Source organism: Acidovorax sp. NB1, assembly GCF_005405905.1.
Classification (GTDB): Bacteria; Pseudomonadota; Gammaproteobacteria; order Burkholderiales; family Burkholderiaceae_C; genus Acidovorax.
The window spans coordinates 66,137-84,789 of record NZ_BJHU01000043.1 but is presented as its reverse complement, the minus strand read 5'-3'; the positions used below and the strand labels follow the sequence as shown (position 1 = coordinate 84,789).

At 65.1% G+C, this 18,653-nt stretch carries 11 protein-coding genes; 6 read left to right on the top strand and 5 right to left on the bottom strand.

Translation table 11 applies throughout. The annotated features are described in order from the left end of the window. Nucleotides 1-10: 10 nt before the first annotated feature. From AvAM_RS21330 to AvAM_RS21315, 4 genes are all read left to right on the top strand, one after another. A complete protein-coding gene (locus tag AvAM_RS21330) occupies nucleotides 11-526 on the top strand; it encodes a MarR family winged helix-turn-helix transcriptional regulator (protein WP_137748955.1) in 516 nt (171 codons plus the stop codon). Nucleotides 527-566: 40 nt separating this feature from the next. After that, nucleotides 567-1,340 carry an SDR family NAD(P)-dependent oxidoreductase gene (locus AvAM_RS21325; protein ID WP_137748954.1) on the top strand — a complete coding sequence of 258 codons (774 nt, stop codon included), beginning with the start codon at nucleotides 567-569 and terminating at the stop codon, nucleotides 1,338-1,340. 92 nt (nucleotides 1,341-1,432) lie between these two features. Continuing rightward, nucleotides 1,433-2,617, top strand: a complete 1,185-nt coding sequence (gene bktB / locus AvAM_RS21320) for a beta-ketothiolase BktB (RefSeq protein ID WP_137748953.1) — start codon at nucleotides 1,433-1,435, stop codon at nucleotides 2,615-2,617. A gap of 180 nt (nucleotides 2,618-2,797) precedes the next feature. Next, nucleotides 2,798-3,781: a tripartite tricarboxylate transporter substrate binding protein gene (locus AvAM_RS21315; RefSeq protein ID WP_137748952.1), complete on the top strand. Its 984-nt coding sequence runs from the start codon at nucleotides 2,798-2,800 to the stop codon at nucleotides 3,779-3,781. Between the two features lie 198 nt (nucleotides 3,782-3,979). On the opposite strand, the gene AvAM_RS21310 is transcribed toward AvAM_RS21315, so the two are convergent. The 4 genes from AvAM_RS21310 to AvAM_RS21290 all read right to left on the bottom strand — a co-directional run bounded on the left by AvAM_RS21310 (nucleotide 3,980) and on the right by AvAM_RS21290 (nucleotide 9,423). Further along, nucleotides 3,980-4,417, bottom strand: a complete 438-nt coding sequence (locus AvAM_RS21310; protein WP_094290608.1) for a universal stress protein — start codon at nucleotides 4,415-4,417, stop codon at nucleotides 3,980-3,982. Nucleotides 4,418-4,808: 391 nt separating this feature from the next. Next, nucleotides 4,809-5,585: a 2OG-Fe dioxygenase family protein gene (locus AvAM_RS21300; RefSeq protein ID WP_137748951.1), complete on the bottom strand. Its 777-nt coding sequence runs from the start codon at nucleotides 5,583-5,585 to the stop codon at nucleotides 4,809-4,811. 128 nt (nucleotides 5,586-5,713) lie between these two features. Further along, complete coding sequence (locus AvAM_RS21295) at nucleotides 5,714-6,238, bottom strand: hypothetical protein (protein ID WP_137748950.1); 525 nt, start codon at nucleotides 6,236-6,238, stop codon at nucleotides 5,714-5,716. A 254-nt stretch (nucleotides 6,239-6,492) separates the two neighbouring features. Further along, complete coding sequence (locus tag AvAM_RS21290) at nucleotides 6,493-9,423, bottom strand: EAL domain-containing protein (protein WP_249368278.1); 2,931 nt, start codon at nucleotides 9,421-9,423, stop codon at nucleotides 6,493-6,495. 170 nt (nucleotides 9,424-9,593) lie between these two features. Between AvAM_RS21290 and AvAM_RS21285 the strand changes: the two genes are divergently transcribed. Beyond that, nucleotides 9,594-9,968, top strand: a complete 375-nt coding sequence (locus AvAM_RS21285) for a PilZ domain-containing protein (RefSeq protein ID WP_137748949.1) — start codon at nucleotides 9,594-9,596, stop codon at nucleotides 9,966-9,968. Nucleotides 9,969-10,061: 93 nt separating this feature from the next. On the opposite strand, the gene AvAM_RS21280 is transcribed toward AvAM_RS21285, so the two are convergent. Beyond that, nucleotides 10,062-11,747 carry a long-chain fatty acid--CoA ligase gene (locus AvAM_RS21280; protein ID WP_137748948.1) on the bottom strand — a complete coding sequence of 562 codons (1,686 nt, stop codon included), beginning with the start codon at nucleotides 11,745-11,747 and terminating at the stop codon, nucleotides 10,062-10,064. A 1,505-nt stretch (nucleotides 11,748-13,252) separates the two neighbouring features. On the opposite strand from AvAM_RS21280, the gene AvAM_RS21270 reads away from it, so the two are divergent. Beyond that, nucleotides 13,253-18,409, top strand: coding sequence for an Ig-like domain-containing protein (locus AvAM_RS21270; protein ID WP_137748947.1), 5,157 nt, complete (start codon nucleotides 13,253-13,255; stop codon nucleotides 18,407-18,409). The last annotated feature ends 244 nt before the right edge of the window (nucleotides 18,410-18,653 follow it).

Genomic DNA, 18,653 nt, shown 5'->3' with positions numbered 1-18,653 from the left:
AATAACGCCTATGCCTGACCTTCGCCCCGCCGACGCCGTGGATGCCATCCTGGCCCAATGGCACACCGAACGCCCCGACCTGGACGTGTCCCCCATGGGCCCCATTGGCCGCCTCAAACGCTGCGCCGCACTGGTGGACCGGCGGCTCGAAGCCGCCTTCGCGCCCCTCGGCCTGTCGTTCTGGGAGTTCGACATGCTCGCCACGCTGCGCCGCTCGGGCGCGCCTTATTGCCTGGCGCCCACCACGCTGTTCTCCACGCTCATGGTCACCTCGGGCACCATGACGCACCGCATGAACAGGCTCGAAGCCAGCGGCTGGATCACACGCCTGCCCAACCCTGCGGACGCCCGCAGCCTGCTGGTCCAGCTCACCCCGGCGGGCCTGGCGCTGATCGACCGCGCGGTAGATGCCCATGTGGCCAACGAACACGCCCTGCTGGCGCCGCTGCGCGCAGCCGACCTCGCGGCCCTGGACCGCAAGCTGGCCCAGCTGCTCGCTGTGCTGGAGTCGCCCGAAGGTCAGTGAGAGCCTGTTGATAGTGCGTACTGCGCAGTAACATGGCGGGATGCCTCACAACCACCTCATCATCCTCACCGGCGCCTCGCGCGGCATGGGCCTGGCCATGGCCCAGCAGCTGCTCCAAAGCGGCAACACCCTGATCTGCATCGCCCGCAGCACCAACCCCGATCTGGCCGCCGAGGCCAAGGCCGCAGGCGCCACGCTGGAGCAGTGGCAGCAAGACCTGTCGCAGGGCGCGCAGGCCGCCCACCAATTGCAGGCCTGGCTGCAGGCCCAAGGCCCGCAGGCGTTTGCCAGCGCCACGCTCATCAACAACGCGGGCGTGATCCCGCGCATCGCGCCGCTGTCGGCCAGCGCCAACCCGCATGATCTGGCCGACCTGGCCCACGCGCTGCGTGTGGGGCTGGAGGCGCCCATGCAGCTCACCGCCGCCTTCCTGGGCGCGACGGACGCCTGGACAGTGCCGCGCAAGGTGCTCAACATCTCGTCGGGCCTGGGCCGCCGGGCCATGGCCTCGCAGGCCGCCTACTGCGCCGCCAAGGCCGGCATGGACCATTTCACGCGCTGCGTGGCGCTGGACGAGGCCATCAAGCCCCATGGCGCCAAGGTATGCTCGCTGGCGCCCGGTGTGATCGACACCGACATGCAGGTCCAGCTGCGCGCCGCCGACCCGGCCGCCTTCCCGGACCGCCAGAATTTCGCCAACCTCAAGACGGGTGGCCAGCTCACATCGCCTGCCGACGCCGCCACCCGCGTGCTCGCCTGGCTGGAGCGCGCAGATTTCGGCACCAACCCGGTGGCCGACGTGCGCGAGGCGTGAGCCCAATTACTCCTGTTTTCATAGCTACTAACGCATGATGGCCGCGCGGAAGCGGCTATTTTTATTCATATTTTTTCTACAAGGACCTCCCCATGACCCGTGAAGTCGTCGTCGTCAGCGCTGTGCGCACCGCCATTGGCACCTTTGGCGGCAGCCTCAAAGACATCGCCCCCACCGACCTGGGTGCGCTGGTCGTCAAGGAATCGCTGGCGCGCGCCAGCGTGGAAGGCAAGGACGTGGGCCATGTGGTGTTTGGCCATGTGGTGAACACCGAGCCCAAGGACATGTACCTCTCGCGCGTCGCAGCCATCAACGGCGGCTGCGCCGAAGGCACGCCCGCGTTCAACGTGAACCGCCTGTGTGGCTCGGGCCTGCAGGCCATCGTGTCGGCCGCGCAGGCCATCCAGTTGGGCGATGCCGACGTAACCATTGGCGGCGGCGCCGAGGTGATGAGCCGTGCACCCTTTGCCAGCCTGAACATGCGCTGGGGCGCCCGCATGGGCGACACCAAGATGGTGGACATGATGATCGGCGCGCTGCACGACCCCTTCCACACCATCCACATGGGCGTGACGGCCGAGAACATCGCCGCCAAGTGGGGCATCAGCCGCGAAGACCAGGACAAACTGGCCGTGGAAAGCCACAACCGCGCCGAACGCGCCACCCAGGCGGGCTACTTCAAGGAACAGATCGTTCCCGTCACCTTGAAGAGCAAGAAGGGCGATGTGCAATACGCCACCGACGAGCACTTCCGCCCCGGCGCCACGATGGACGACATGGCCAAGCTCAAGCCCGTGTTCGTGAAGGAAAACGGCACGGTGACGGCGGGCAACGCCTCGGGCATCAACGACGCCGCCGCCGCCGTGGTGCTGATGGACGCCGCTGCCGCCAAGGCGCGCGGTGCCAAGCCCCTGGCGCGCCTGGTGGCCTACGCCCACGCGGGTGTGGACCCCAAGTACATGGGCATTGGCCCCGTGCCCGCCACGCAGCTGGCGCTGAAGAAGGCCGGGCTCACCGTGGCCGACCTGGATGTGATCGAGGCCAACGAGGCCTTTGCCGCACAGGCCTGCGCCGTCACCAAGGACCTGGGCCTGGACCCGGCCAAGGTCAACCCCAACGGCTCGGGCATCTCGCTGGGCCACCCCATTGGCGCCACCGGAGCGCTGATCACCGTGAAGGCCATTCACGAGCTGCAGCGCGTGCAGGGCCGCTATGCACTGGTGACCATGTGCATTGGCGGCGGCCAGGGCATTGCGGCGATCTTCGAGCGCCTTTGATTCTCAGCGTCGCGGTGTGGCTGCCATCGCCAGCGGCGATGCTGCCACCCGCTATTGGCAAGGCGGGCGCTGCCAGTGATCAGCGATCATTGGCGCCCGCTGACCCAGATCAGCCGGGCGCCCCCTTCCTCCCCCAGCGGCAGCCCGCACACCCCTGAACCGACGGAGACATTGCCCACCATGATTCGAACCCTGCTTTCCTTCACCGCCCTCGCCTTCGCCATGGGTGCCACGGCCTACGCCCAGGCGCCTGCACCGGCTGCGGCCTATCCCACCAAACCCATCCGCTTGATCGTGCCCTTCCCGCCCGGCGGCGGCACCGACATCCTCTCGCGCCTGGTGGCCACCAAGCTCACCGAAAGCGCCAAGTGGACTGTGGTGGCCGACAACAGGGCGGGTGCGGGCGGCACCATCGGCATCGGCGAAGCCGTGAAGGCCGCGCCCACCGGCTACGACATCGTGATGGGCCAGAAGGACAACCTGGTGATCGGCCCCTGGCTCTACAAGAACCTGCCCTGGGACCCGACCAAAGACCTCACGCCCGTGGCCCATGTGGCCTGGACGCCTGTGGTCATCGCCACCAGCGTCAACTCCAAGTACAAGACCCTCGCCGACGTAGTGGCTGCCGCCAAGGCCGCCCCCGGCACCATCACCTATGGCTCGCCGGGCAACGGCACGTCCATCCATCTGGCGGGGCATCTATTTGAGCAAGCCGCTGGCGCCAAGCTCAGCCATATCCCCTACAAGGGCTCCAACCCCGCGCTGATGGATGCGCTGGCAGGCAATGTGGACCTGCTCGTGTCCTCGCTGCCCTCGGCCATGGGTCAGATCAAGGCGGGCAAGCTGCGCCCGCTGGCCGTCACATCGGCCAAACGCAGCTCGTCGCTGCCCGACGTGCCCACCGTGGCCGAATCCGGCTTCAAGGACTTTGACGTGAGCACCTGGTACGGCGTGTTTGCCCCCGCTGGCACGCCTGCGCCGGTGGTTGCTGCGCTGAACGCTGAGGTCAACAAGCTGCTGGCCACGGCCGACATGAAGGCCGCCATCCATGCCCAGGGCGCCGAGCCCGAAGCCATGACATCGGCCCAGCTGGGTGCTCTCCTGAAGAAGGAATACACGCAGTGGAAGGGCATTGTGGAAGCCTCTGGCGCGAAGATCGAGTGACCCCCTGAGTCGCCTGCGGCGCCTTCCCCCTGAAGGGGGACGCACCCGGTGGCCTGGCGAAGCCAGCTCCACGGGTGCACTGGCCTGGGGGCGTGCCAGTTTCCATGGCTGCGGCGATGCCTGGCGCCACCAAGAACCGCAGCAAAAAACGGCTCCCTCGGGAGCCGTTTGTCATGGAGCGATGCTGCTGTGCAACGCTCAGTCGCGCACAACCAGCACGGGGATGTGCACCACGCCCAGCACGCGCTGGGTAACGCTGCCCAGCACCAGCTTTTCGAGGCCACGGCGGCCGTGCGAGCCCATCACGATGAGGTCGGCGCCCGAGGTTTCGAGTGCGCGCAGGATGCCGTCGTGCACCGCATGGCCCTCGCCCACCAGGGCGTTGGCCTGCACGCCCGCTTCGGCCATGGCCTTTTTGGTGGCGTCCAGGGCGGCATTGGCTTCGGCCGTGGCGGCGTTGATGTATTGCGCCTGGCCGTAGGCAAAGTCGGCGCCCACGCCGGTGAAGGGATAAGGGTCGATCACATACACCGCCGTCACGGCGCTGCCAAAGGTCTTGGCAAGGGCTGCGGCTTTGGAAACAGCCAGCATCGAGGTCTTGGAGCCATCGACGGGAACCAGAATGTGCTTGAACATGGTGCTACTCCTTAAGTGAGGGGTGGGACCAGGCTTAGAACCTGTTCAAGATCTTTTCGGGGATCGCATTGGAGTGCAATCGGCACGAGTGGAGGCTTCTGGTGCGCCGCATGGGCTCATGCCCATGCAAGCAGCCGAGGCTTCCAATCGCCCGATTTCACTCCAACCCTTCGGGCAAGTGCCTTGCCGGGCGGTCTGCGGCGTTGCTGCGCTTGCCAATAGCCGAGCTATTGGCGGCGCACCGCGCCTAGCATTCCATCCCGGCAAGGGACTTGTGCGACCCCGAAAAGATCTTGAACAGGTTCTTATGGCCTGACCATGGACACAGTGTGAACCGCCACCATACCCCGCATCTTGATTCGCATCAAATCCAGCGCACTCGCACCGGTTTTCAGGCGGCCGGGCTCCGCCCCACCACATCGGCGCCCTGGAAATTGCCACGTCGGCAGGTCACCACCAGCGTGTCGCGGTGCCCACCCGCAGCCACGGGCTGGATGGGGGTGGATTCATGGATCATGCGGGCATCGTCTAGCAGCAGCAGCGACCAAGGCTCGGTGAGGGTGAAGCGCTGGCCGCTGGGGCCTGTGGCCTCGAACACGCGGGTCTCGCCGCCCTTCACGCCTTCGCGCCCCACCAGAAACACCGCCACCAAGTCCACACCATCGCGGTGCGCGCCCTCGGGTGTGGGGCGGCCAATGCCGTCGGTGGTGTCGATGCGGAACTGGTGCGCTTCCACAAACCAGGGTGCGGGCGCGTGCGGCCCGGCAAACACAGCATCGGACACGCCCGCCAGTGCAGCCAGCAACTGCTGCCACACGGGCTGGGCCACAGTGGCAGGCTCCATGGGCGCAAACCAGCGCTCCATGCCGCCATGCAGCGCGTTGTATTCGACCGGCTGCCAGTGCGCGCGGTGCGGGGCCTGCTGCACCTGCCCGCCCTGCACCACAAAACAGGCGTGGCGGCGGCGGCGGTAGCGGCCACCGTCCTTCAGAAACTCATCGGGCGGCAGCGCGGCCCAGTCGCTGTTGAGGGCCATCAGCGCAGGCAGATCACAGCCAATCCACTCGGCCACAGCCGCCGGGGACAACACGGCAAAACCGCCCTGGCGCAGCTGGCTGGCGACTTCGGAAGGGGTAGTGAATGGTGGGGAAAAGGTGACTTGGGCCATAGAAGCCCGAGCTTAACCGCTGGCGCAGGCCCGCGATCTGCGGTGGCGCAAGGAGAGGACGGGAGCGGGCGTAACACCCGCCGCACGCAGCCGCTCAGGCCGCCAGTCCGTCCGGCAGCTCAGGCCGTTCAGTCCCGGGGGCCATGGCCCTTGCCACGGCCTTCGCCACGCTCACCACGGTCATCACCCCGTCCATGGCCACGCCCGTGGTCGCGGTCGTGTTTGCCGCCGCCGTGGCGGTGGTCATCGTCCCAGCGGCGGTCATCGCGGCCCTGGTGGTGGTGTTTGGGGCCCTTGCGTGGCGGGGGTTCTTGAACAAAGTACACCGGCTGGTTGCAGGCGTTGTAGCGTGCGCAGTGTTTGCCCCAGTTCTTGGCGTGGCCCGGGGGCACGTACAGGTAGATGGGTGCGCGTGGCACCACCACGGCAGGGCGGTGGATGATGACGGGCTCGGCGTAGATCAGAGGTGGCGGTGGCGCATTGCCGATGTTGATGCGGCCATACACGCCGGGTGCCAGTTCGCCCCCCACCGTGGCGTTGATGTAGGTCTGGGCGTGCGCGCCGCCTGCGGCCGCCAGCAGCAGCGCGGCTGCGGCGCCATAAACCTGGCGACGCAAGGTGGTGAAGGTTGTTGTCGTTTTGATGGTGTTCATGGGGGACTCCGAAAACATGCCAGCACCGCTGCGCGGGCTGGAGGGGGCCTGCGCTGATCGCCAAGCCTGCCGTACCTTACCCCCGGGGAGACAGCCAGGATGTCAGCCAATGGCGACAGATGCCGCGCATCGGGTGCCCCGCTACAGGGGCGGAGCATCATCCAATTTTATGAATAAAAATGCCCCCTACCGCGCATCCATCATGGCCTTTACGCTATCAAAAAAGGAGTTTCAACACCCCTGGCTCTCCCCCATCAAGGCGCCACAGCATGGGCGGCAGCGGCCGCCAGCAGCGCCTCCGCCGGACCCGGGCGCCCAAACAGGTAGCCCTGCCAGGTGAGGCAGCCCAGGCCGACCAGCATGTCGCGCTGTTCGCGGGTTTCCACACCTTCGGCAATCACGCCCAGGTCCATGCTGTGCGCCAGCGTGACGATGGTGCGCGCAATGCTCGCGTCGTCGGCATCGGTGAGCAGGTCGCGCACAAAGCCCTGGTCGATCTTGAGCTGGTCCAGCGGCAGCCGCTTGAGGTAGCTCAGGCTGGAATAGCCTGTGCCAAAGTCATCGAGCGAGAAGCCCACGCCGTGGCGGCGCAGCTGCTCCATGCGCTCGATGGTGTCTTCCACGTCGTCGAGCAGCAGGGTTTCGGTCAGCTCCAGCTTCAGGCGGTGGGGGTTGGCGCCGGTTTCCTCCAGCACGCCCAGCACCTCGTCCACAAAATGGCTGTGGCGGAACTGCCGCGCACTCACGTTGACGGCCAGCGTCCAGTGCGCGGTGCGCGCGTCCTGGCCCCACGCCACCAGCTGCTGGCAGGCCGTGCGCAAGATCCAGGTGCCCAGGGGCACGATCAGGCCCGAGGCCTCCGCCACGGGGATGAACTCGGCGGGCGACACCAGGCCGCGCTGCGGATGCTGCCAGCGCACCAGGGCCTCGGCGCCTACCACGCCCTGGTGCGCGTTGATCTGCGCCTGGTAGTGCAGCAAGAACTGGCCATCGCGCAGCCCCTCGCGCAGCCCCGCCTCCAGCAGCGTGCGTGCCGTGACGTTGGCCTGCGTGCGCGGGTCAAAAAACCGCAAAGTGTTGCGCCCCGCGCCCTTGGCCTGGTACATCGCCATATCGCCATGCTTGAGCAGCTCGTCCACCGAACCGCGTGCATCGGCATACAGCGCAATGCCGATGCTGCACGCGCTGTGGTGCGACAGCCCACCCAGCAGGTAGCTCTGGCTCAGCGCCGCCAGCACCGTGCGGCCCACGGTCTCGGCCTGGGCTGCGGCTTCGGCGGCCTGGGGGCTCAGGCCCTCCAGCAGGACGATGAACTCGTCCCCCCCCAGGCGGGCCACAGTGTCACCCATGCGCACGCAGCCAGACAGGCGGGCCGCCACCTGGCGCAGCAACTGGTCGCCCAGCTCATGGCCCTGGGTGTCGTTGAGGTCCTTGAAGTTGTCCAGATCCACAAACAGCAACGCCCCGCCCGTGCCCGACCGCGCGCTGGCTGCCAGGCTGTGCTGCAGGCGGTCGGTCATCAGGCGCCGGTTGGGCAGGCCGGTGAGCGGGTCGTAGAAGGCCAGCAGGCGGATCTCCTCCTCGGCCGCCTTGCGGCTGGAGATGTCGGTCTGGGTGCCCACATAGTGCGTGACTTCGCCCTCGGGCGAGCGCACCGTGGTGATGGTGATCCAGGCGGGGTACTCCGTGCCATCCTTGCGCCGGTTCCACACCTCGCCCTGCCACATGCCGGTGGTGCGCAGCGCGGTTTTCATGGCGGCATAGAAGGCCGCGTCCTGCCTGCCAGAGTGCAGCAGCCGGGGCGTCTGCCCCACCAGTTCTTCCACCGCATAGCCCGTGAGGCGCGCATAGGCCTGGTTGGCCTTGAGGATGCGCTGGTCCGGCCCGGTGACGATCATGCCCTCGAACGACTCGAACACCGTGGCGGCAATCTGCAGCGATTCCTCGGCCTTGCGGCGCTCGGTGATGTCAGTGGAGATGCCACACAGCGCATGGATGCTGCCGTCGGCATGGCGCAGCGGGATCTTGATGGACAGGTAGGCCCGGGTCTCGCCGGTGGCCAGCTGGGTGTTCACTTCCTCGGCTTCCAGCGTCTCGCCGTCCTCCAGCACACGCCGGTCGTTGGCACGCAGCTGCGCGGCTGTGGCAGCATCGAACACGGCGGTGTCATCATGGCCCACCACCTCGCTGGCCGCCTTGCCAAACAGCTTGAGCGTGTGGTGGTTGGCGTATTGGTAGCGGTAGTCGCGGCCCTTGATGTAGATGAAGGCGCCCACGCTGTCGAGGATGGTGGCCAGCTTCTGCTCGCTGTCCTGCAGGTGCCGGGTGCGCTCCTGCACCTGGCGGCGCAGCACCAGGGCCGCCAGCGCCGCCAGCAGCCCAAACGCCAGCAGCCCGCCCAGGCTCCACCACACCAGGGGCGACATGCGCCTCTCCTGCGCCTGCACGCCCCAGCGGCGCAGCACCTCGGCATACGCGGGGTCGGCACCGCTGCGCCAGTCCTGCACCGACCGGTCGATGGCCGCCAGCAGATCGGTGTTGCGCCCCGGGGTGGTGGCAAAAAACAGCGTGGCAGGCTGAAAGACAATGCCCGAGTCCGTCACCCCAAACCGCACCGAGTGGAAGTTGCCAAACAGGTGGTTGGCAATCACCGCATCGGCCTCGCCGCGCTGCACCAGCGCAAAGGCCTCGATCAGGCTCGGAGCATCGACAAGCGACACCTGGATGCCAAAGCTGTCCATCATGTTGATGAAAGTAGCGCGCTGCACCGAGCCCTTGAGCACCGCCACCCGCTTGCCCTGCAGGTCAAACAGCGAGTGGATCGCACTGCCCTGCGCCCGGTAGATCTGCGACCAGCTGTGCAGCACCGGCAGGGAATGGAAGTCGTACAGCGCCTCGCGCTCGGGCGAACGGGCCACATCGGGCATCAGGTCAAGCTGCCCGGTGCGCAGGGCCTCCAGGCAGTCCTGCCAGTTACAGGGCACAAACTTCAGCGTCCACTGCTCGCGCGCGGCCACCAGCTGCAGCAGATCCACAAAAATGCCCGCAGCCTTGCCGTCCTCATCGACAAACACCTTGGGCTCGTTGGAATACACCCCCACCCGCAGCTCGCGCGGGGCCGCAGATGCGTTGATCGCGCTGACGCCCACCCACAGCAGGGAGATCACCACAACCCATCGCAGCACGCCAATACCTCGGCGCCTGAACCGGTAAACGCCTGGACCCACGGCCTGACTCCATCCATCAACGGCGGAAGCCGCATCGTAACGAAAGCTTGCCAAAAGCTCCAAAGGCAATCTGACCAGACGGTGGTTGGAGTAGCATGTGCCCACCACGCCTCGCTCAGGAGACAGCAATGCCCCATGAACGCCGCCACTTTGTCCGCGTCAGCTTTGACGCGCCGGCCCTGCTCACCACCTCCCACGATGCGTTCAGCGTGCATGTGCTGGACCTGTCACTCAAGGGCGCCCTGATCACGGTGCCTGCGCAGGCCGAGCTGGAGCCCGGCATGCTCTGCCAGATCACCATCCCCCTGGCCGAAACCGGCAACCACATCGCCATGTCCACCGAGGTGGCCCATGTACACGGGCTGCACACTGGCCTGCTGTGCCGGGGCATCGACCTGGACAGCGTGACCCACCTGCGCCGCCTGATCGAGCTACAACTGGGCGACCCGGCCCTGCTGGAGCGGGACCTGGGCGAGCTGACCCTTGCGTCGGCTGCGTCCTGACGCAGCCCCACCCCGCCCTGCCCCACCCGTCAAAAGAAAGGGCTGCGCACCGGCAGCCCTTCACTCGTTAGTCCCGTTCGTCCTGTCCAGTGGCTACGCAGCCTCTTGCTCCTGCAGCGTGCGCCACATCACCTTGCCGCTACCACTCTTGGGCAGCGCTGGCACAAACTGCACGATGCGCGGCACCTTGTACACCGCCATGTTCTCGCGGCACCAGTCGATGATCTGCTGCTCGGTGGTGTCCTTGTGGGATGCGCGCAGCACCACCACCGCCTTCACCGTCTCGCCCCGATAGCTGTCCTTGGCAGAGATGATGCAGGCCTCCTGGATCGCAGGGTGGCGGAACATCAGCGCCTCCACCTCAGCGGGCCACACCTTGAAGCCGCTCGCATTGATCATGCGCTTGAGCCGGTCGGTGAGGAAGAAATAGCCGTCCTCATCCATGCGCCCCAGGTCACCCGAGCGGAAGAACCGCTTGCCCTCGAACTCGATGAAGGCCGACGCCGTGGCATCGGGCCGTTTCCAGTAGCCCTCGAACACCTCGGGGCCGTGGATGATGATCTCGCCCTGCTCGCCCACGGGCACTTCCTGCAAGGTGTCGGGGTCAATCACCCGCGCATCCGTGCTCATGAACGGGATGCCCAGGCACTGCTGCTTGGGATTGTCGGGCGGGTTGGCGTGCGACGGGGCTGCCGTTTCGGTCAGGCCATAGCCTTCTGCGTAGCGCAGGCCATATTGCTCCAGCAGGCGCTGCGCCACCGCCTGGGGCATGGCCGCCCCACCGCCGCCGATGTAGGCCAGGCTCGACAGGTCGTAGCTGGCAAAGTTCGGGCTGCCCAGCAGGTCGATGACCATGGTGGGGATGTTGGTCCAGGTGGTCACCCGGTAGCGCGAGATCAGGCGTCCGGCCAAGTCACGGTCCCACCGGGGCATGATCACTAGGGTGGCACCGCAGTAGATGGACGTGTGCATCACGCTCACCATGCCGGTGATGTGGAACATGGGCACCACGGCCAGCGTCACGTTGTCGGCCGACCCACTGCCCCACAGGCTGCTCGCCACCGCGTTGTGCATGACGCTTTTGTGCAGGTGCATGCAACCCTTGGGCAGGCCCGTGGTGCCGCTGGTATAGGGCAGCAGCGCCAGGTCGTGCGGGCCTACCGCCAGCGCCGGAGGGGTGTCGGAGCAGGCCACGGCGTCTGCCCACGCATGGGCCTCGCCGCCCTCCAGCACGGGCAGCGGGTGCCGGGTGCCCAGCCACTCGGCCCAGGCCTCGGGCGGCGCATCGGCGCCCGTCACATTGACATCGAACGCATCGGTGAACTGCGTCACCACCAGGTGCGCCAGGCGCTCCGACGGGTGCAGCGCATTGCTCGCCTTGGCCATCTCCGGAGCCAGGTCGCCCGTGGTGATCGCCACCTTGGCGTCGGGGTCGGTGATGTAGTGCTTCAGCTCCTCGGCCCGGTTCATGGGGTTGACCGGCACCACCACCGCATTGGCGCGCAGGATGCCAAAGTGCGCCATCAACAGCTGCGGGCAGTTCTGCATGCACAGCACCACCCGGTCGCCCCGCTGCACACCCAGCGCCGCCAGCCGCGCCGCCACCCGCTCGGCCCCCGCAGCCAGCTGCGCATAGGTCACGGTGCTGCCAAAAAAGACCAGCGCTGGCTTGTCCGGATAGCGCCGGGCGTTGGTGGCCAGGTTGTCCCACAGCGAGGTGGCGGGCAAGGTGATGGAATGCGGCAGGCGGCGAGGCCAGAACTTGTGATGCGAACGCATAGGGCAGACAGTCTCCTTTTGCCCACTAGCCTAGATGCCGCGCGGTGGCCGGGCAATGGGGGTGGCCCGGTTCTGCGTCGCCAAAGTGACCACGCTGCCACGCAGAGCAGCTCGGCACAGGCGAGAACGTATGTGCCGCGACAACGCATGCGGTTGTGGAGGAGTTAGGTGTCAGATTCAGGCTGGCAGCAGCCACTCATGCCTTGACCCTTGAATGACTCCACACACCGAAACCAGCTGCTTCACTTTCGTTAGGGAAGGCGTACAAACCCAACATGCCGATTAATAAACTGGTGTGCTAAAAAATCCTCGAAACTTCCGCGAGGAACTCCTGGTGGCAATGATCATGCATGCCAAGCAATTCTCGTCGCAGCAATGCGCCACTCACTGGTTCGAGCCAGCTCGCAGAGCGAGCCGCGGTTAGACCGTTCGCACCCTAGAAATCGTATTGTTCTCGTTGCTGCCCAAGAGTTGTTCGCTTTTGACGCGAGGGCATTGTCTGTCACGCCCAACTCGTTGGTGAAATACCGGAGGGACATCAAGACAAACTTCACTTGCCCATAGCTTCTTTTGGCCACTCTACTTGGAATGCAGGTGATCGCATGGGACCATGCGTTCTGCAAGTTTCGAGACCTTCCCACCTCGCTTAAAGCCTTAGTGGGGCCGCTCGCAGATTGGCTACAAGCCAACCCGAGCCGGCCGACCGTGCAAACCTGATCCGAGCATCGAAACTGGCTCGCTTTGCGCTGGACCATCCCGGCTTGATGGGTGACCTGCAGGCGCTGCCAAGCGCTGGTGCACCTTTAGCGCCGAGAGGCGGACATCGTCATCTCGCAGGAGCGTCCCGCCTGCGGTGCACTGGTGGGCATTCTTGCGCGATACCGTAGCGGCGCAGCAAGGGCTTCTGCTGTCCACTGCATTGCCATCTAATTGATAGCTATTGGGGCCTCATAGATAAGCGCTCAGGGTACTTCGTATTGGTTTTTAGCTGCGGATACTTTTGCGAAACATCCAGACGCTTTCGGGACACTGCTGGCGAAATGGCGTGGACTGACAGTGCAACGGCACTCCAACCTGCCGGTGGGGCGTGAAGGTTCCTCGTATCCACAAATTAACATTCGTAGTTGAAATTACTTTCTGGTAAAAAACAATATCGCCGTTGGTCACTTCTGCCCAGAGTGATGCCAAACCCCGGGTTGGTATTCGAAATGCAAGGTACAGCGCCCTGCAGAAAGGGCATTGCAGTGAACTACGCCCCTTATTCGCCCCCCCCGCGCGCAGATCTGCCCAGAGGGTTCCTGTGTGCAGCCAGTGTCCCCTTTCGTGAATCCACAACCATCTGCTACCCCTTGGTGACCTACCGGACTCCCCGGCGTCGGCCCCCCTTGCGCACGCATGGGCGCAAGGGGGGCCGACAGCACCAGGCGCCCCCTGCACTGACTACGATTTGATAGCTGCCACCACAATAACCATAAGCGCTAGAGCCACTTTCTCCCCAAACCACCATGACCACTGACACCCATACCCGTGAAATCTTTATTGTCGACAGCCGTGTGCAGGACGTCGCTACGCTGCTCAAAGGCCTGCCCCCGGGTGCGGAGGTGGTGGTGCTGAAAGCCGGTGAAGATGGCTTGCAGCAAATGGCTGCGGCGCTGGGGGAGCGTGGCGACGTGAGGGCGGTGCACGTGCTGGCCCATGGAAGCGAAGGGCAGTTGCTGCTGGGCAATACCGTGCTGGGCAACCAACTGGACTCCCATAGTGCGCAGTTGACCGCCATCGGCCGTGCCATGACACCGGATGGCGACCTGCTGGTGTATGCCTGTGATGTGGGTGCCGGCGAGGGGGGCGCGCAATTCGTATCGACACTGGCCCAGTTGACTGGTGCCGACGTCGCGGCTTCAACAGACTTGACGGGAGCCGCGGCACTGGGTGGCAACTGGGCGCTAGAAGCGCACGAAGGCAAGATCGACACCAAAACCCTAGAGATTGCCGACTATCAGGATGTATTCACCCTGATCAGCCTCACTGGCGTGGATGCCGACTACTCTTCCACCACTATCGTAAAACAGGTCAACGGCCAAAATATCACCTTTACAGGTGGCGCCGCCGCCGGCGGGCTGGGCATAGATAATTTTTCTTATAGTTCGGACGGCTTGTACTCCTATCAAGGCCCCACCAACGAGATCAAGCTGACCATCACCGCCGCGGCTGGCTACTCGTTTGACATCAACTCATTTGATGTCGGCGTCCTGACAGGTAGCCTGACGATAGACTTTACGTATGCCGACAGTACGACGGATACCCTGACGGTCAACTCGCTGGCCAACGGCTGGCAAACGTTAACCAGTGGCGGCTTGGGCAAACCGATCAACGACGTCAAGCAGGTGGTGTTCAGTTCCGGCGATTTCGGGCTGTTCCAGAATTTCGACATCACCGACGTCAAGGCCGTGCTGCACCCGCCCACGGTCACGGTCAGCAGCGCCAGCCTGTCGGCCGACACCGGCACCAGCGGCAGCGACTTCATCACCAAGACCGCCGGGCAAACCATCAGCGGCACGCTGTCGACCACGCTGAGCACAGGGGAAAAGGTCCAGGTGTCGTACGACAACGGCAGCAGCTGGAGCGACGCCACCACCTACGCGGTCGGCTCCAGCAGCTGGAGCACCACCACCACGCTGGCCGGCAGCAGCACCTTCCAGGCCCGCGTCACCAACGCCGACGGCTCCAGCACCGCCTACACGCACAGCTACACGCTGGACACCACGGCGCCCACCACCAGCTTCACCGCCATCACGCTGTCGGCCGACACCGGCACCAGCAGCAGCGACCTGATCACCAAGACGGCCAGCCAGACCATCACCGCCACGCTCAGCGGCGCGCCAGCCGGCACCGACATCGTCTGGGGTTCCGTCGACGGCGGCAGCCACTGGACCGACGTCACCAGCAAGGTGGCTGGCACCTCCTTGACCTGGAATGGCGCCACGCTGGGCGCCGGCAGCAACGCCATCGCGTTCAAGGTGACCGACGCGGCCGGCAACGACAGCGGCTTGAGCTCCCAGAACTACACGCTCGACACCACCGCGCTCACCACCACCGTGGACACGGCCAGCTTCTCCAACGACAGCGGCACCTCGTCGTCCGACTTCATCACCCGCACGGCGGCGCAGGACCTGAGCGGCACGCTGTCGGCCAGCGTGGCCGCTGGCGAGTCGGTGCTGGTCTCGCTCGACAACGGCGCGACCTGGGCCACCGCCACCACCACCGTGGGCCAGAACACCTGGTCGCTGACGGGGCGCACGCTCACCGCCAGCAACACCCTCAAGGTCAAGGTCAGCGACACCGCCGGCAACGACGGCAGCGTGCTATCCCAGGCCTACCAGTACGACATCACCGCGCCCACCACCACCTTCAGCAATCTGTCGCTGTCGGCCGACACGGGCGCCAGTGCCACCGACTTCATCACCAAGACCGCGGCCCAAACCATTACCGCAACGCTCAGCAATGTTCTGAGCGGCGGCGACATTCTGTATGGCTCGCTCGACAACGGAGCCACATGGACTGATATCACCAGCAAGGTGTCTGGAACGGCGCTGACCTGGAATGGCGTCACGCTGACTGCCAGCGATACGTTGCAGCTGCGAGTGACCGACTCTGCCGGCAACGATGGCACCGTGCGCAGCCAGGCCTATGCGCTCGACACCAACACCCCAGCCACGCCAGGCACCCCGGTGCTGAACAGTGCTAGCGACAGCGGCTTGTCCAACAGCGATGGCATCACCAGCGACACTACTCCGACATTGACCGGCAACGCAGAAAACGGTAGCACCGTCACGGTTTTTGACGGTGCTACCCTGCTTGGCGCCGTCACTGCCGGCGCTGGTGGTTGGACCTTGACCACTGGCGTATTGGCGGAGGGTGGCCACACCATCACCGTCGTGTCGACCGATACGGCCGGAAATGCTTCGGCCGCCTCGGCTGCGCTGGCCTTCACCGTCGACACCACCGCCCCTGCCGTAACATCGGTTACAGTGCCTGCCGACGGCACTTACTACAGTGGGGCCGCACTGGACTTCACGGCGAACTTCTTCGAGGCGGTTGTTGTAGACACCAGCGGGGGTACACCACGCATCGCCCTCGTGGTCGGCGCCACCACCCGCTACGCCGACTATGTGTCTGGCTCGGGTACAAGCGCGCTGTTGTTCCGCTACACCGTTCAAAGTGGCGACGTCGACGCCAACGGTATCACCGTTGGTGCACTGTCGGTCAATGGTGGCACACTGCGGGACGCCGCTGGCAACAGCGCCGCGACCACTCTCAACAGCGTTGCCAGCACCGCCGCTGTCGATGTCGACGGCTCCAACCCCAGTATCACCAACGTCAGCGCCAGCACGGCCGACGGCGCATACGCAGTCGGTTCGACGGTCACCATCACTGTCGACTTCTCCACGGCAGTGGATGTTGATACCACCGGCGGTATTCCGACCCTGGCGCTGGATGGCGGTGGCACCGCTACCTATTCAGGTGGCTCTGGGAGCAGCACACTGACCTTCGTCTACACGGTCGGCGCCGGCCAGAACAGCGCCGACCTCGACTACAGTTCGACCAGCGCGCTGACGCTCAATGGCGCCACGATTGTTGATGCAGGCGGTTCTCATCAGCCTGCCGCACTGACCTTGGCTACGCCGGGAGCGGCCAGTTCCTTGGGCGCGAACAAAGACCTGGTCATCGACACTACTGCGCCGACCAACACCATTGCCAGCGCCACCTTCTCGGCCGACACTGGCACGTCCGCTACTGACTTCATCACCAAGACAGCCGCGCAAACCCTCAGCGGCACGCTGGTATCCAATCTGGCCGGTGGCGAGAAGGTCTATGTATCGCTCGATAACGAAAGCACCTGGGTGCTGGCTGCTGCCTCGACTGGGGCCAGCGCTTGGTCGCTTCCCGGCCAGACTCTGGTGGGCAGCAATACGCTTCAGGTGAGAGTGGTGGACGACGCCGGTAACAGCGGCACCGCGTACGGGCACGCCTATGTGCTCGACACCACGGCGCCGACCATCAGCTTCAGCGGCATCGCGCTGTCGGCCGACACCGGCGTGGCGGGCGACCTGATCACCCACACGGCGGCGCAGACCATCAGCGCCACGTTGAGCGGCGCGCCGGCCGCTGGCGACGTGGTGTACGGCTCGCTTGACAACGGCGCCACCTGGACCGACGTCACCAACAAAGTGTCTGGCACCACGCTGACCTGGAACGGCGTCACTTTGGCCGGCAGTAACACGCTGCAATTGAGAGTGAGCGATGTGGCCGGTAACAATGGCACCGCAACCAATGCGGCCTACGTGCTTGACACTACCGCTCCGACCACGAGCGTAGCCTCGGTGGTCTTGTCGGCTGACACGGGAGTCTCGTCCACCGACTTCATTACCAAGACGGCAGCGCAGACGGTCAGCGGCACATTGTCTGCCAACCTGGCCTCTGGGGAACAGGTGCTGGTCTCGCTCAATAACGGCGCCACCTGGACTGCAGCCACATCGACTGTCGGCAATAACGCCTGGTCGCTGGGGGGCCAGACGCTGAGCGTCAGCGACACACTGCTGGTCAAGGTCACCGATACGGCAGGCAACGATGGTGCTGTGCTCGGCCAGGCCTACATTTACGACACAGCAGCTACCGTACCGACCGTCGCTGCCTTGTCGAGCCAAAGCTTGACGCCGGTGCTAACGGGCGCCGCCGCCTTGGGAGCCGGTGAAACCATGACTGTCACGGTGGGCGGCGCCACCTATGACGTCGTGCCGGTGGCCGGTGCCTGGAGCCTGGATCTGGCTACGGCGGTGCCGGCCAGCGGCACACTGACACTGGCACTGAACCAGCGCTACGAGGTGGTGGCGACAGTTACCGATCTCGCTGGCAATGTTGCAAGTGATACAACGGCCGGAGAACTGCTACTGGGTACTTTGCCAGTCACTCCCGACCCGGAACCGCCGGTAACCCCACCCGTGACCCCGCCGACGCCCGGGGTGCCAGACAACGACGGCGTGCCTAACGCTGTGGAAGACCTGACCCCAGGGATCCCTGGCCCCGGTGGCACAACAACCACCGGAGACGGTAACGGAGACGGCGTCAGGGACAGCGAACAGCCGGGAGTGGCCTCGATAGGCTTCGTGCTCAGCCCCACGGGCGAGAGCAACCCCGGCAACGCACCGCCTACCTTCACCACGTTGGTGGCCAGCAGTCAAGACGGCAAGGTGGGCAGTGGCAACGACAATTCACGCATCACCAGCCTCAAACAACTGGATGCGCCGCAAGACCTGCCAGCGGGCATGCAAATACCCATCGGATTGGTGAGCTTCACGGTAGAGCTGGGACAAGGTAAGACTGGAGAGAACTTCAGCCTGTACGTGGACCCGGCGCTGGGCGTGAATGGATACTGGAAAGAGAACGCCACTGGTCAATGGGTGAACATCGCCAGCGAACCCTACGGAGGCAAGATGGTGATGGAGGGAGGACGCCTGCGGCTGGACTTCCACATTGAAGATGGCGGGCAGTTCGACGCGGACGGGAAGGTGAATGGGATCATCACGGACCCAGGGGCGCCGGGGCACATGGCGCTGTCGGTAGTGGGGATGGCGCCGGACATGCCACATGGGTTCTGGTTCTGAATGACACATGCCCAGGACCTCACCCATTCTGAAATCGTGAAACGCGAACCATCAGCAACCATGGAAGAGCAACAACAGCCATCAAAGACTGTGACCAAGTACACCTTAAAGTGCCTGCAATCGCGCTCACTGTAGTCCTGACCCGCTTGCTTGCTGCTTGTGGCGGAGGTGGAGGGGGTGATGCAGCTGGTCCCACCATCGACCCCACCCAGCTCAAGGGCCGCAGGGTCACGGCAGCTGGCGT